At 67.1% G+C, this 13,817-nt stretch carries 12 protein-coding genes; 6 read left to right on the forward strand and 6 right to left on the reverse strand.

The window, feature by feature from the left end; genetic code table 11:
• The first annotated feature begins 104 nt into the window (after positions 1-104).
• The 4 genes from LZ005_RS18785 to LZ005_RS18800 are packed head-to-tail and all read left to right on the forward strand — an operon-like array spanning position 105 to position 4,057.
• On the forward strand, positions 105-533 hold the full coding sequence (locus LZ005_RS18785; RefSeq protein ID WP_237810040.1) for a MarR family winged helix-turn-helix transcriptional regulator: 429 nt from the start codon (positions 105-107) through the stop codon (positions 531-533).
• A complete protein-coding gene (locus LZ005_RS18790) occupies positions 530-1,588 on the forward strand; it encodes an HlyD family secretion protein (protein ID WP_237810041.1) in 1,059 nt (352 codons plus the stop codon). The genes LZ005_RS18785 and LZ005_RS18790 overlap by 4 nt, the downstream gene beginning before the upstream one ends.
• 4 nt (positions 1,589-1,592) lie before the next feature.
• Positions 1,593-3,089, forward strand: coding sequence for a DHA2 family efflux MFS transporter permease subunit (locus tag LZ005_RS18795; RefSeq protein ID WP_237810042.1), 1,497 nt, complete (start codon positions 1,593-1,595; stop codon positions 3,087-3,089).
• A gap of 59 nt (positions 3,090-3,148) precedes the next feature.
• Entirely contained in the window at positions 3,149-4,057 is a 909-nt protein-coding gene (locus LZ005_RS18800; RefSeq protein ID WP_237810043.1) for a hypothetical protein, read from the forward strand.
• A gap of 4 nt (positions 4,058-4,061) precedes the next feature.
• On the opposite strand, the gene LZ005_RS18805 is transcribed toward LZ005_RS18800, so the two are convergent.
• The 6 genes from LZ005_RS18805 to LZ005_RS18830 all read right to left on the reverse strand — a co-directional run bounded on the left by LZ005_RS18805 (position 4,062) and on the right by LZ005_RS18830 (position 11,648).
• The gene (locus tag LZ005_RS18805) at positions 4,062-4,823 is read right to left on the reverse strand and encodes an ABC transporter substrate-binding protein (RefSeq protein WP_237810044.1); all 762 of its coding nucleotides are present in this window, start codon (positions 4,821-4,823) and stop codon (positions 4,062-4,064) included.
• Positions 4,824-4,892: 69 nt separating this feature from the next.
• Positions 4,893-6,008 (reverse strand): glycosyltransferase family 4 protein, encoded by a 1,116-nt coding sequence (locus LZ005_RS18810; RefSeq protein ID WP_237810045.1) that lies wholly within the window; start codon positions 6,006-6,008, stop codon positions 4,893-4,895.
• A 9-nt stretch (positions 6,009-6,017) separates the two neighbouring features.
• The gene (locus tag LZ005_RS18815) at positions 6,018-7,151 is read right to left on the reverse strand and encodes a glycosyltransferase family 4 protein (RefSeq protein ID WP_373889360.1); all 1,134 of its coding nucleotides are present in this window, start codon (positions 7,149-7,151) and stop codon (positions 6,018-6,020) included.
• A complete protein-coding gene (locus LZ005_RS18820) occupies positions 7,148-8,083 on the reverse strand; it encodes an NAD-dependent epimerase/dehydratase family protein (protein ID WP_237810046.1) in 936 nt (311 codons plus the stop codon). Before LZ005_RS18820 ends, LZ005_RS18815 begins: the two co-directional genes overlap by 4 nt.
• Positions 8,084-8,093: 10 nt before the next feature.
• Entirely contained in the window at positions 8,094-9,137 is a 1,044-nt protein-coding gene (gene gmd, locus LZ005_RS18825; RefSeq protein ID WP_237810047.1) for a GDP-mannose 4,6-dehydratase, read from the reverse strand.
• 198 nt (positions 9,138-9,335) lie between these two features.
• A complete protein-coding gene (locus LZ005_RS18830) occupies positions 9,336-11,648 on the reverse strand; it encodes an NADP-dependent malic enzyme (RefSeq protein WP_269106799.1) in 2,313 nt (770 codons plus the stop codon).
• A gap of 167 nt (positions 11,649-11,815) precedes the next feature.
• On the opposite strand from LZ005_RS18830, the gene LZ005_RS18835 reads away from it, so the two are divergent.
• A complete protein-coding gene (locus LZ005_RS18835) occupies positions 11,816-12,622 on the forward strand; it encodes an isochorismatase family protein (protein ID WP_237810048.1) in 807 nt (268 codons plus the stop codon).
• A 1-nt stretch (position 12,623) separates the two neighbouring features.
• On the forward strand, positions 12,624-13,817 hold the full coding sequence (gene pncB / locus LZ005_RS18840; protein ID WP_237810049.1) for a nicotinate phosphoribosyltransferase: 1,194 nt from the start codon (positions 12,624-12,626) through the stop codon (positions 13,815-13,817).

The raw sequence follows: 13,817 nt of genomic DNA on the forward strand, positions 1-13,817 counted from the left end.
GATTTATCCGCGCGGAAAAATGGGGTCTGACCCCATTTTTCCGTGCGCCAGCGCGCGGGCGTGGTTTGGCATATACTAAGCAAAGCTTATTATCTTGTTGGCTTATGAAAACCGACCGTCCGAGTTTTGGATTTTTGCTGTCCAATGTCGCGCGCCTGATGCGCGGCGCCTTCGAACGCGAGCTCGAAGGCAGCAAGCTCACCCTGGCCCAGGCGCGCGCCCTGGTCTATGTGTCGCGCAATGAGGGGGTGCGCCAGGTGGCGCTGGCTGAGCTGCTCGAAGTCCAGCCGATGACGCTGGCGCGCCTGCTCGACCAACTGGCCGCGGCCGGCCTGATCGAGCGCCGCGCCGACCCTGCGGACCGGCGCGCCTTCCGCATCTTTCTCACCCGCGCCGCTGATCCTTCGCTGGACATCATCGCGCGCGCCAGTGCCGCCATCCATGCACGCGCGCTGGACGGTCTGTCCGGCGCCGACGCGCAGGCCCTGATGCGGGCCCTTGAAACCGTTCACAGCAATCTGTCCCTGCCATGACTACCTCGACTCCTGTCCCCGACACGCCTACTCCCCCGTCGCGCGCGCGCCTGCGCCTGGTGCTGCTGGTGCTGCTGCCTCTGCTGGCGGCCATCGGCGGCGGCCTGTTCTGGCTGCATGGCGGCCGCTATGTGGAAACCGATAATGCCTACGTCAAGGCCGATATGGTGCCGGTCGGCGCCGATGTGGCGGGCAGCGTGCGTGAAGTCTTTGTGCGCGAGAACGAGGTGGTGCAGGCTGGCCAGCTGCTGTTCCGCATCGACCCGGCGCCCTATGCGGCGGCCGTCGCCCGCGCCGAGGCGCGGCTGGCCCAGGCGCGCACCGATGTCGCCGCCCTCAAGGCCAGCTACCGCGAGAAGCAGGCCGAGATCACGCTGGCGCGCACGCGCCAGGCCTTCGCCCTGAAAGATCAACAGCGCCAGGGTGAACTGGTGGCGCGCCAGTTCGTCTCGGCCTCGCGTTTCGACGATGCGCGTCAGGCCACGGAACTGGCGGCCCAGCAGGTGACGGCACTCGAACAGGATCTCAAACGTATCGGCGCGGCCCTCGGCGGCACGGCCGACCTGCCGGAAGCGCGCCATCCGGCCGTCCTGGCTGCCCTGGCCGAACTGGAACAGGCGCGCATCGACCTGGCCCGCACCCAGGTGCGCGCGCCGGCCGCCGGCACGGTCAGCAAGCCGCCCAAGGTCGGCCAGTACGTGCAGCCGGGCAGTCCGGCCCTGGCCCTGGTGGCCAGCAGTAATCTGTGGGTGGAGGCCAACTACCCGGAGACCGATCTCACCTATGTCCGCCCCGGCAATCCGGTCACGCTGCAGGTCGACACCTACCCGGGCCAGCTCTGGCATGGCACGGTCGATAGCCTGAGCCCGGCCACGGGCGCGGAATTCGCGGTACTGCCGGCCCAGAACGCCACCGGCAACTGGGTCAAGATCGCCCAGCGCGTGCCGGTGCGCATCCGCCTGCAGGCGACGCCGCAGCAGCCACCGCTGCGTGCCGGGCTGTCGGTGGTGGCCGATATCGACACCGGCCACCAGCGCCATCTGCCGGGAGCCTGAGGCCATGCACGCGCGCCCCGCGCCGCCGCGCGCCATGGTGACCGTGGCCGTGATGCTGGCCACCATCATGCAGGCGCTCGACACGACCATCGCCAACGTCGCGCTGCCGCATATGCAGGGCAGCATGGGCGCGACCCAGGACCAGATTTCCTGGGTGCTGACCTCCTACATCGTGGCGGCCGCCATCTGCATGCCGCTGACCAGCTTTGTGGCCGCGCGCGTCGGCCGCAAGCGGGTCTTCCTGTGGTCGGTGGCCGGCTTCACGCTCGCCTCGATGCTGTGCGGCGCCGCCCAGAGCCTCGGCCAGATCGTCGCCTTCCGCCTGCTGCAGGGCGTGTTCGGCGCCAGCCTGGTGCCGCTGTCGCAGGCCGTGCTGCTCGATACCTATCCGCGCAAGCAGCATGGCTCGGCCATGGCCCTGTGGGGCGTCGGCGTGATGGTCGGGCCCATCCTCGGGCCGGGCCTGGGCGGCTGGCTGACCGAGTACTACAGCTGGCGCTGGGTGTTCTACATCAACCTGCCGTTCGGCCTGCTGGCCTGGGCCGGCATCGCCGCCTATGTCAGCGAAACCACGCCGGAGCGCACGCGCCGCTTCGACCTGCTCGGCTTCGCCCTGCTCTCGCTGGCCATCGGCAGCCTCCAGATGCTGCTTGACCGCGGCGCCTCGCTCGACTGGTTCGCCAGTCCCGAAATCGTGGCCGAAACCGTGCTGGCCGGCCTGTGCGCCTACCTGTTCGTGGCCCATATCTTCACCCACCCGCAGCCCTTCATCGCCCCGGGCCTGTTCAAGGACCGCAATTTCAGCGTCGGTCTGGTGTTCATCTTTCTGATCGGCGTGATCCTGCTGGCCACGATGGCCCTGCTGCCGCCCTTCATGCAGCAGCTGCTCGGCTATCCGGTGATCGACATCGGCCTGCTGCTGGCCCCGCGCGGGGTCGGCACCATGGCCGCCATGCTGCTGGCCGGACGTCTGGCCGGGCGCGTCGACGCGCGCCTGCCGGTCGGCGCCGGCCTGCTGCTGACCGCCTTCTCGCTGTGGCTGATGACACGCTTTACGGCCGAGGTCGGGCCCGGCGCCCTGATCGGCAGCGGCCTGCTGCAGGGTCTGGGCCTCGGCCTGATCTTTGTGCCCCTGTCGACGGCCACCTTCTCGACCCTGGCCGCACGCTACCGCACCGAGGCCACCGCCCTGTACAGCCTGGCGCGCAATATCGGCTCCTCGATCGGCATCTCGGTGGTGATCAGCTACCTGTCGCACCAGCTGCAGGCCAACCACGCGGCCCTGGGCGCCTTCCTCACGCCGTTCCGCCTGGCCGTGCAGAGCGCCAGCGCGCACGGCGCCATTCAGCTCGACAGCACGGCCGGCCTGGCCCTGCTCAATGCCCAGCTGACGCGCCAGGCCGCCCTGCTCGCCTACCTGCAGGACTTCCGCCTGATGATGTGGATTAGCCTGGCGGCCCTGCCGCTGGTGCTGCTGCTGCGCCAGCCGGCCCCGGCTTAATGCGGCCTTAATGCTGGGCGCGGCATCATGCGCGCTTTCTGTTCATGAAAGCCTGTTCCATGTTGCTGCGTATTCTGTTTGTCGTGCTGGCCCTGGCGGCCGGCCTGGCCCGCGCCGAGGCCGCGCGCACCCTGCCCACGCCGAGCGCGAGCGAGGCGCGCGTGGCCGGTCCCGACTGGCTGTCGGGCTCGCTCAATAACTACAACCTGTCGCTCACGGCCGCCCAGGACCTGCTGGTGTTCGCCCGTTCGGAGGCCGAATTCGCCCATGCGCGCATCCTGTTCGCGCGCCGCGGCGCGGACGGCTGGAGCCTGCCCGAAGCCCTGCCCTTCAGCGATGCGCGCTATCGCGATTCCGATCCCTGGCTGACGCCGGACGGGCAATGGCTGTACTTCACCTCGGACCGGCCGACCGACGGCAGCACCACGGCGCGCAAGGACTTCGATCTGTGGCGCGTGCGCGTGGCCGGCGGCTGGGGCCAGCCCGAGCATCTGGACGGCGTCAACAGCGCCGGCATGGAACTCGGTCCGGAACTGCACGACGGCTGGCTGTACTTCAACAGCACGCGCCCGGGCGGCCCGGCCCGGCTGAGCATCTACCGTGCGCGCCAGCGCGCCGATGGCGGCTTCGACGCGCCCGAGCCGCTGCCGGCGCCGTTCAACAGCGGCTTCGCTCAGGGCGACTTCACGCTGTCGCCCGATGGCCGCACGGCCCTGTTTTGGCGCAAGCAGGACGCGGCCGCCGATGCCGACCTGTATGCGGTACGGCGCACGGCGGCCGGCTGGGGCGCGGCCGTGCATCTGCCGGCCCCGTTCAGCGCGCCGGGCTTCGACTTCACACCCGCTTTCGGGCCGGATGGGGAGAGCATCTATTTCGCCAGCACGCGCGGCGCGGCCGCTGGCATGGCCAAGCTGTATGTGGTGGCGCGCGCGGCGCTCGAGCAGGCGCTCGACCAGGCCGCGCGCTGAGGCATCAAGGCATGTCGGCCGTTTTCGGGTCGACCCAGTTTTCCCACTTCTTCTCGATCTTCTTGACGGTGCCGTCCTTGTGCATGCCTTCCAGGGCGGCATTCATCTGATCGATCAGGCTGTCGGGCACGGCCGGATTGCAGGCCAGGTAGACCTTGATGCTGCGGAAGGACAGCACCGGCACGATCTTGTTGGTCCAGCCGTAGCGCTCGACCAGGCTGCTGGCGGCCTTCATGCTGCCCGCCCACAGGTCGATCCGGTTCATCAGCAGCTTCTTCGGATTGATGGTGTCGTTCTGCACCGGGTCGGTGTGAAAGCCGCGCGCGCGCAGGAACTCGTCGCGGGCGTCGCCGTGGTAGGTGCCGATGCGCAGATTGCGCGCGTCGTCCAGCGTGCGGATCTGGAATTTGTGGTCGGCGCGCGCGAACAGGATCCACTCGCCCTGATCGACCGGGCCCACCCACTTGAAGCTGGTTTCGCGCTCGGGCACGCGGGTGGTGGCGAACACGCAGGCATCCTTCTCCTGCAGCGCGAACGCATAGGCCCGCTTCCAGGGCAACAGGTCGAGCGTGTATTTGATGCCGGTGCGGGCCAGGATCTCGCGCACCTTCTCGGTATTGCCGCCAGTGACGCGCCCATCTTCGAGGAAGGACGAGGGCGGCGAATGCTCGGTCGTGATGTGCAGCACACTCGGCCAGCCGGGCGCGCTGGCCTGCGCCAGGGGCGCGGCCAGGAGGATCAGAAAGCCTGCCAGACGAGATTGCATGCAAGGATTGTACGCCCGCATGCAAACTTAATCGTCGTCAAGACTTCAATATTGCTGTGAGAATATTTTTCAGGCGCGCGCGAGCAGTTCGCGGTACAGGGCCGCGTAATTGCTGCCCATCTGCTCGGCCGTGAACAGGGCCTGGTAGCGCGCCGCCGCCCGCGCGCCCATCGCGGCCGCCATGGCCGGCTGCTCCCACAGGGTGCGCATGGCGGCAGCCAGCGCCTGGGGATCGCTGGGCGGCACCACCAGGCCGGTGTCGCCGTGCACATTGATGTAGGTGGTGCCGGTGCCAATCTCGCTCGAGATCATCGGCTTGCCATACATCGCGCCTTCGAGCAGGGAAATGCCGAAGGCCTCGGAGCGCAGGTGCGAGGGAAAGGCGACCGCGTAGCACAGCTGCAGCAGGGCCACCTTGTCCGGCTCATCGAGGGCGCCGACGAACAGCACATTGCGCAGGCCGAGCCGGCTGGCATGGGCCTTGAGCTCCTCTTCGATCGGGCCGGCGCCGACGATCACCACCGGATAGTCGCACTGGGCCATGGCGTCGAGCAGGATGTGCAGGCCCTTGTAGTAGCGCAGCACGCCGACGAACAGGAAGAATTTTTCGCCCGTCACGGCGCGCCAGCGCGCCAACCGCGCCGCGTCGGGCACCGGGTAGATCTGCTGGTCGAGCCCGTAGGTGATCGTGCGCGTCTTGGCGCGAAAGCGCGCCAGCACTTCGGACGAGGCCAGATAATTCGGCGAGGTGGCGACGATCGCATCGACCTGGGCCAGGAAGCGGTTGCGCAGCGGCGTGTACAGCTTGTTCAGATAGCGCTGGCGCACGATGTCCGAGTGGTAGGTCACCAGGCTGGGCTTGCGCACGCCGCCAAGGAAATGCGCGAGGTCCATGAAGGGCCAGGGGAAATGGTAGTGCACCAGATCGGCCTCGGCCGCCAGCGCGCGCAGCTGGCCGATCGCGCGCCAGGACAGGCCGGTGGAGGCGAACTCCAGATCGAGCGGGGCGCGCACCACGCGCGTGCCTTCGAACATGAATTCGGGCCGGTCGCGCTCGCGCGTCAGGGTCAGCACGGTCGGCTCGACGCCAAGCGGGCGGGTACTCGCGCACAGCTGGCGGATCACCTGCTCGACGCCGCCGAGCGAATCCGGGTAATAGGTCTTGTAGAAATGCAGGACGCGCATCAAGCGAACTCAGGCCGAAAGGACCGCATGATACACGGCCCGCGTGCGCGCCGCCGTGGCCGACCAGCTCAGCTCGGCCGCACGCGCGCGCCCGCGCGCCACGCAGCGGGCGGCCAGGGCCGGTTCGCGCAGCAGCGCATGCATGGCCTCGGCCAGGCCGGCCACATCATACGGATCGACCTCGAGCGCCGCGCCCTGGCAGACTTCGGGCACCGAACTGGCGCGCGCGGCCACCACCGGAATGCCGGAGGCGAAGGCCTCGACCAGCGGAATTCCGAAGCCCTCGTACAGCGAGGGGAAGACGAAGGCCGCGGCCGCCGCGTACAGGGCGCGCAGGCTGGCGCTGTCGCGTACCTGGTCGAGCCAGTGGACGGGCTCGCCGGCCGCGCGCGCCGCCGCGAGCTGGGCCACGAGGCTCTCGCAGCGCCAGCCGCGCGCGCCGACGATCACCAGCGGATGCTCGGCGCGCACGGCCGGCGGAAGGGCGCGCCAGGCGGCCAGCAGACGTTCCAGATTCTTGCGCGGCTGCAGGGTGCCGACGAACAGGAAATAGCCGGGCCGCAGGTCGTGGCGCGCCAGGGTGGCGGCCACCGCGGCCGGCTCCGGCGCCACGCTCCATTCGGGACCGACGCCGCAAGGCACGACCGAGACCTTGTGCGGATCGACGCCGAAGCAGTCGACCAGCTCGGCGATGGCGAATTCGGACAGGGCGATCACATGGTCGGCATGGCGCACGGCCTGGCGCTGCAGCCAGTTCTTCAGGCGGCGCAGGCGCGGATTGCACCACTCGGGATACTGGATCGGCAGCGCGTCGTGCAGGGTGGCCACCACCGGGCAGTCCATGCGCACCACGCGGTAGTCGGTCACATGGAAGACGTCGACCGGCATGTGCATGCGGTGCACGCGCGGGGTCAGCAGATCGGTCAGCAGGGCGCGCTCGAAGGACTGGGGCAGGGCCTGGCCGACCGTGATGGCGCGCGCATCGCCACGCAGCGGCGGAAACGAATACCCCTGCACCGTGCAGTCCGCCTGCGGCAGATGGGTCAGCAGGGCCTGGGTGTAGACGCCAATGCCGTCGAGCCGGCCCGCATTCAGGCCGGGCTCGACCATTGTCGTGCCGAGGCCGACCCGCAGCCCGTTCACGCCGAATACATCCAGCGCAGCGTCTGGTCCAGCGGGGGGATGTCGAGGGTGCCGACGATCCGCAGCAGCTTGTCATTGCTGCCGCTCAGGCGCAGCACATCGTTCTGGCGCACGAAGGCCGGATTGACGGCCACCTGGATCGGATAGCCGGCGATGCGGCTCATCATGTCGAGCACCGTTTCAAGCGCATAGGCCTGGCCCGAGCAGACATTCACGGTCTGGCCGGCCGGCGCCACGGCAAGCAGACGGCGGTAGGCCTGGGCGACCATGCGCACATCGGAAAAATCGCGCGCGATGGCCAGGTTGCCAAGCTCGATGGCGGGCGCCTGGCGCCTGAAATGGTCGACGATCTTGGGCAGCAGGAAGTTCAGTTCCTGGCCGACGCCCGTGTAATTGAAGGGGCGCGCGATCGTGATCGGCAGCTTGTCCTGCCACAGGTGCGCCATATGCTCCATGGCCAGCTTGGACACGGCGTAGTCATTGGCCGGGGCCGGCGGCGTGCTTTCATCGATGTGCTCGCGCCCGGTATTGCCGTAGACATTCGCGCTAGAGGCCAGCAGCACGGCCTGGGGCGGGCGCGCCAGCGCGGCCAGGGCGGCCAGCAGATGGCGCGTGCCGATCAGATTGACTTCGTAGAACAGGGCGGCGTCGGTGGCGGCCACGAAGGCGATGCCGGCCAGGTGGGCGACCACGTCGGGCGCCACGCGCGCGACCAGCTCGGCCACGGCGGCGCTGTCACGCAGGTCGACCGGGAAAGTGTTGACGTGGTCGGCTTCCTCGCCTGGCAGCACGGTGCCGAACACGGTGTAGCCGGCCTCGCTCAGCTGGGCGGCCAGGTAGCGGCCGGTGAAGCCACGGATCCCGGTGATCAGGGCCCGCTTGCCCTGGCCTTCCTTGTCGAGCGCCAGGGCCGGGATTTTTTCCGTGGCCATGATGTTCATGTCAGAACGAGTGGCCCTGGCGGTTACGGCGCAGGTCGGCCTCGACCATCATCAGGCACAGCTGCTCGAGCGTGGTCTCGGGCTTCCAGCCGAGCTCGCGCGTGGCCTTACCCGGGTCGCCGATCAGCAGATCGACTTCGGCCGGACGGTAGAAGGCCGGATTGACGCGCACCAGGGTCTTGCCGCTGCGGCGGCAACGCCCGATTTCCTGCTCGGCCGCGCCGCTCCAGTCGAGCGCGATATCGGCGGCCTTGAAGGCCATGTCGACGAAATCGCGCACGGTTTCGGTGCGGTTGGTGGCCAGCACATAGGTGTCGGGCACATCGGCCTGCAGCATGCGCCACATGCCTTCCACGTATTCCTTGGCATAGCCCCAGTCGCGCTTGGCGTCGAGGTTGCCCAGCTCGAGCACGTCCTGCTGGCCGAGCGCGATCTTGGCGACGGCGTCGGTGATCTTGCGGGTGACGAACTCGCGCCCGCGCAGCGGCGACTCGTGGTTGAACAGGATGCCGGAGGCGCCGAAGATGCCGTAGGACTCGCGGTAATTGATGGTCATCCAGTGGGCGTAGAGCTTGGCCACGCCATACGGGCTGCGCGGGTAGAACGGGGTCGCCTCGGTCTGGGGAATGCTCTGCACCTTGCCGAACATTTCGGAGGTGGAGGCCTGATAAAAACGGATGCGCGGATTGACGATGCGGATCGCTTCGAGCAGATGGACCGGGCCCATGCCGGTGATGGCGGCCGTGGTCAGCGGCTGGTCGAAGGACACGCCGACGAAGCTTTGCGCGGCCAGGTTGTACACCTCGTCGGGCTGCACCTGCTGCAGCAGACGGATGCTGGAGGCCAGATCGGTCAGGTCGTATTCGGCCAGGCGCAGCTGCGGATGCTGGGCGATGCCGAGTTCTTCAATGCGCCAGAAATTGACCGAGCTCGAACGCCGGTAGGTGCCGGTCACCGCATAGCCCTTGTCCAGCAGCAATTGCGCGAGATAGGCGCCGTCCTGGCCAGTAATACCGGTGATGAGGGCTGTTTTTGTTTTTTGCATGGTAAAAGCGTGTTGGCAGCCGCGTGCCGGGGCCCGCGGCGCGTCAATGACAATCCGCCATTGTAACAGACTCATCTATGGGAAAGCCTGCAGTGGCGGTCAATCATGCACGTTTGACAACATGCACACTCCCCATCATAAAGCCTGGGGAAGCGCGCACGGCAGGCAATTACAAGCTGTTACGATCTGGATCAAGGTTTAGCGTTGTGCGACCGCATCCACGACACACAAAGCCGTCATATTGACGATCCGGCGCACCGTCGCCGAGGGCGTCAGAATGTGCACCGGCTTGGCACAGCCGAGCAGCACCGGGCCGATCGCGATGCCGTTGCCGGCCGCCGTCTTCATCAGGTTGTAAGCGATGTTGGCGGCGTCGATATTCGGCATCACCAGCAGGTTGGCGTCGCCCTGCAGGGTCGAGTCCGGCATGATCTTCTGGCGGAACTTGCTGTCCAGGGCCGTGTCGCCGTGCATTTCGCCGTCGACTTCGAGCTCGGGCGCCCGTTCGCGCACCAGTTCCAGGGCCTCGCGCATTTTCAGCGCCGAGGGCTGGTTGGAGGTGCCGAAATTCGAGTGCGACAGCAGGGCGGCGCGCGGGCACAGGCCGAAGCGCGCCATCTCGTCGGCCGCCATGATCGTGATGTCGGCCAGCTCTTCGGCCGAGGGGTCGGCATTGATATGGGTGTCGACGATGGCCAGCTGGCGCTCGGGCAGCATGAGGAAGTTCATGGCCGCATACACGTTCACGCCGGCACGCTTGCCGAGCACCTGGTCGACATAGTGCAAATGCCACTGGGTCGAGCCGAAGGTGCCGCAGATCATGCCGTCGGCATGGCCCTTGTGGATCATCATCGCGCCGATCAGGCTGTGGCGGCGGCGCATTTCCAGCTTGGCGTAGGGCTCGGTCACGCCCTTGCGGCGCGTCATCTGGTGGTAGGTCTGCCAGTAGTCGCGGAAGCGCTCGTCGTGGTCGGGATTGATCACGTCATAGTGGAGGCCGGCCTTCAGGCGCAGGCCGAAACGCTCGATGCGCTGTTCCAGCACGGCCGGACGGCCGACCAGGATCGGGCGCGCCAGATGCTCGTCGACCACGATCTGCACGGCGCGCAGCACGCGCTCTTCCTCGCCCTCGGCGAACACGATGCGCTTGCGCTCGGCCGGCGCATCCTTGGCCACCTGGAACAGGGGCTTCATGAAGGAGCCCGAGCGGTAGACGAATTGCTGCAGGCTGTTGCGGTAGGCTTCGAGGTCGGCGATCGGGCGCGAGGCCACGCCCGAGGCTTCGGCCGCGCGCGCCACGGCCGGCGCGATGTGCATCAGGAGGCGCGGGTCGAAGGGCATCGGAATCAGGTATTCGGGACCGAAGGACAGGTTCTTGATGCCATAGGTGGTGGCCACGATGTCCGACTGCTCGGCATGGGCCAGCTCGGCGATCGCGTGCACGACCGCGATTTCCATCTCGCGCGTGATGGTGGTGGCGCCGCAATCGAGCGCCCCGCGGAAGATGTAGGGGAAGCACAGCACATTATTGACCTGATTCGGATAGTCCGAACGGCCGGTGGCGATGACGGCGTCGTCGCGCACGGCCTTGACCTCTTCCGGCAGGATTTCCGGGGTCGGGTTGGCCAGGGCCAGAATCAGGGGCTTGGTCGCCATCTGCTTGACCATCTCGGCCTTGAGCACGCCGCCGGCGGACAGGCCGAGGAAGATGTCGGCGCCCGGAATCACCTCGGCCAGGGTGCGGTGCGGGGTGTCCTGCGCAAAGCGCGCCTTGTCCGGGTCCATCAGCTCGGTGCGGCCCTGGTAGACCACGCCGGCCAGGTCGGTGACGTAAATATTTTCGATCGGGAAGCCGAGGTCGACGATCAGATCGAGGCAGGCCAGGGCCGCGGCGCCGGCGCCGGACACCACCAGCTTGCACTGCTTGATGTCCTTGCCGACCACCTTGATGCCATTCAGGATGGCGGCGCCGACGATGATGGCGGTGCCATGCTGGTCATCGTGGAAGACGGGGATCTTCATCTTCTCGCGCAGCTTGCGCTCGATGTAGAAGCACTCGGGGGCCTTGATGTCTTCCAGATTGACGCCGCCGAAGGTCGGCTCGAGGGCCGCGATGATGTCGATCAGCTTGTCCGGATCGGACTCGTTGATCTCGATATCGAACACGTCGATACCGGCGAATTTCTTGAACAGCACGCCCTTGCCTTCCATCACGGGCTTGGAGGCGAGCGCGCCAATATTGCCCAGACCAAGCACCGCCGTCCCGTTCGAGATCACAGCCACCAGATTGCCGCGCGCCGTGTATTTATACGAGGCGGCCGGGTCCTTGACGATTTCCTCGCAGGGCGCCGCGACGCCGGGCGAATAGGCCAGCGACAGATCGCGCTGGTTGGTCAATTGCTTGGTGGGGGTGACGGCGATTTTGCCGGGACGGGGAATTTCGTGGTATTCGAGCGCTGCCTGGCGCAGTTGCTGACGAATCTCTTCTTTCTTGTCCTGTGGCGAATCCATTGCGCTCCAACCTTCTATCAGTATTACCGGGAGCGACTGATTCTAGCAGACGTGTTTCCCGGCGACCCTAGGTATTATCCGAAGATAGTTTTCAATAATCAATTTTCTGATTTTAATCGCATTCAGCAATGCAACCCGCTGGGGGCAGGTATGCGATACTGTTTCTCATGACTCAACACCTGCACCTGCTGCTGATCGATCCGCAGCACGATTTCTGCGATGTGCCGGGCGCCGCCCTGCCCGTGCCCGGCGCCGACGCCGACCTGCGGCGCGTGGCGCAGCTGATCCGCGCCGGCAACGCGCGCATCGACGCCATCACCGTCACCCTCGACGCCCACCACCGCCTCGACATCGCCCATCCGGGCTTCTGGCAACAGGCCGACGGCAGCGCCGTGGCCCCGTTCACGGCCATCACGGCGGCCGCGCTGCGCGCCGGCGCCTACCGCCCGCGCCTGGCGGCCCATGCGGCGCGCGCGCTCGCCTATGTCCAGGCGCTCGAGGCCGGCGGCCGCTACACGCTGATGGTCTGGCCCGTCCACTGCGAGATCGGCAGCTGGGGCCAGACCGTGCACGAGGCCGTGCGCGCCGCCTACAACCACTGGGAAGAAACGCGCCAGCGCAGCGTGGCCAAGGTGCTCAAGGGCGCCAATCCCTGGACCGAGCACTACTCGGCCATCGCGGCCGAAGTGCCGGACCCGGACGACGCCGCCACCCAGACCAATCAGCCGCTGCTGGCGCGCCTGGGCGCGGCCGAGCAGATCCTCGTGGCCGGCGAAGCCAGCAGCCACTGCGTGAAGGCCAGCGTCGCGCATCTGGTCGAGCAGATCGATCCGGCCCGCCTGATCCTGCTCAGCGATTGCATGAGCCCGGTGACGGGCTTTGCCGCCGAGGCCGACGCCTTCCTGCAGGACATGGCCGCGCGCGGCGCGCGTGTCTGCACGAGCAGCGCCCTGCTGGCCGAATGGGGAGCCTGAGATGCGCCCCGTCGTGCGCAGCCTGCTGGAAACGGATCTCTACAAATTCACGATGTGGCAGGCCCTGCTGCATCGGCATCCGGATGCCCAGGCCGAATATGCCTTTGTCTGCCGCAATACGCCGGCCTTTCCACTGGCCGAGCTGAAAGCCGAGGTCGAAGCCGAGCTCGATCACTTGTGCATGCTGAGCTTTCAGCAGGACGAGATCCAATACCTGCGCAGCCTACGCTATATCAAGAGCGATTTTGCCGACTTCCTGACGGTGTTCCGCTTCCAGCGCCATTTCATCCGCGTCTGGACCGAGGGCCCGCACCTGCACATCGTCGCGCGCGGCCCCCAGGTGCACGTGATGGGCTTCGAAATCTACGTGCTCTACATCGTCAACGAGCTGTATTTCCGCCGCGTCGACCAGCAGCGCGCGCTGGCCACGGCGCGCCAGCGCCTGCACGACAAGATCGGCCTCGTGCGCGATTTTCTGGCCACGCCGCCCTGCCGCCATCCGTTCGAGTTTTCCGATTTCGGCCTGCGCCGCCGTTTCTCGGCCGCCTGGCAGGACGAAGTCGTGGCCACGCTCGCCCAGGCCCTGCCCGAGCAGTTCAAGGGCAGCTCGAATGTCTACATCGCGATGCGCCAGAAACTAACGCCGCTGGGGACCATGGGCCACGAGTACCTGCAGTCCTTCCAGGCTTTCGGCGTGCGCCTGCGCGACTTCCAGAAGCAGGCGCTGGAAGACTGGGTGCAGGAATACCGCGGCGACCTCGGCATTGCGCTGACCGACGTGGTCGGCATGGATGCCTTCCTGGCCGACTTCGACCTGTATTTCGCCAAGCTGTTCGACGGCCTGCGGCACGACTCGGGCGATCCCTTCGTCTGGGGTGAAAAGGCCCTGGCCCACTACCAGCGCCTGCGCATCGACGCCCAGACGAAGCGCCTGGTGTTCTCCGACGGGCTCGACCTGCCTGAATGCTTCCGCCTGTACCGCGCCTTCGCCGACCGCACGATCACGGCCTTCGGCATCGGCACCAATCTGACCAATGACACGGGTTTTCAGCCGCTCAATATCGTGATGAAGCTGGTGTCCTGCAATGGCCAGAGCGTGGCCAAGCTGTCGGACACGGCCGGCAAAACCCTGTGTTCCGACGAAACCTTCCTCGCCTATCTGCGCCAGGTGTTCCAGCACCCGCAGCCGACCTGA

The organism is Massilia sp. TS11, assembly GCF_022012445.1.
GTDB lineage: Bacteria > Pseudomonadota > Gammaproteobacteria > Burkholderiales > Burkholderiaceae_D > Telluria.